The following is a 1,295-nucleotide window of genomic DNA, read 5'->3' as shown; positions in this document are numbered from 1 at the left end:
CGACAGCACTTCGACGTTGAGGCACAGCGACTGGAGTTCCTTGAGCAGGACCTTGAACGATTCCGGGATGCCCGGTTCCGGGATGTTCTCGCCCTTGACGATCGCCTCGTAGACCTTCACGCGGCCGACGACGTCGTCGGATTTGATGGTCAGCAGTTCCTGCAGGGTGTAGGCCGCGCCGTAGGCCTGCATGGCCCAGCACTCCATCTCACCGAAACGCTGGCCACCGAACTGCGCCTTACCGCCCAGCGGCTGCTGGGTGATCATCGAGTACGGGCCGGTGGAACGGGCGTGGATCTTGTCGTCGACCAGGTGGTGCAGCTTCAGGATGTACATGTAGCCCACCGCCACCGGGTACGGGAACGGCTCACCGGAACGCCCGTCGAACAAGGTCGCTTTACCATCCGCGCCGACCATGACTTCGCCGTCGCGGCTGGGCAGCGTCGACGCCATCAATCCGGCGAGTTCTTCCTCGCGGGCGCCGTCGAAGACCGGTGTCGCGAGATTCGTGTCGGGTGCGGCCGACAACAACTCCTCGGGCAAACGCGCGGCCCAGTCCGGGCGCGACCCATCGGCGAGCTGAATGTTCCAGCCTGCCTTGCCGATCCAGCCCAGATGGGTTTCCAGGATCTGGCCGATGTTCATACGACGCGGCACACCGTGGGTGTTGAGGATGATGTCGACCGGGGTGCCGTCCGGCAGGAACGGCATGTCCTCGGTCGGCAGGATCTTGCCGATCACACCCTTGTTACCGTGCCGGCCCGCGAGCTTGTCACCGTCCTGGATCTTGCGCTTCTGCGCCACATACACCCGCACCAGCTCGTTGACACCCGGCGGCAGATCGTCGTCGTCCTCACGAGAGAACACCCGGATCCCGATCACCTTGCCGGACTCACCGTGGGGCACCTTCAACGAGGTATCGCGCACCTCCCGCGCCTTCTCCCCGAAGATCGCCCGCAACAACCGCTCCTCCGGAGTCAGCTCGGTCTCACCCTTCGGGGTCACCTTGCCCACCAGGATGTCACCGTCGCGCACCTCCGCACCGATGCGCACGATGCCACGCTCGTCCAGATCGGCGAGCACTTCATCGGAGACATTCGGGATATCGCGGGTGATCTCCTCGGCGCCCAGCTTGGTGTCACGAGCATCGATCTCGTGCTCCTCGATATGAATCGAGGTGAGAACGTCCTCCTCCACCAACCGCTGCGACAGGATGATCGCGTCCTCGTAGTTGTGACCCTCCCACGGCATGATCGCCACCAGAAGGTTCTTACCCAGCGCCATCTCACCGTTCT

The 1,295-nt window shown here is 63.7% G+C and carries 1 pseudogene; it reads right to left on the bottom strand.

The annotated features are described in order from the left end of the window. Window positions 1–1,295: pseudogene (locus GVY64_RS36945) on the bottom strand (DNA-directed RNA polymerase subunit beta); the annotation flags it as partial.

It is taken from the genome of Nocardia sp. CY41 (assembly GCF_009829325.1).
GTDB lineage: Bacteria > Actinomycetota > Actinomycetes > Mycobacteriales > Mycobacteriaceae > Nocardia.
Note: the sequence above shows the minus strand (reverse complement) of the source record. Positions and strands in the feature narration are given on the sequence as shown.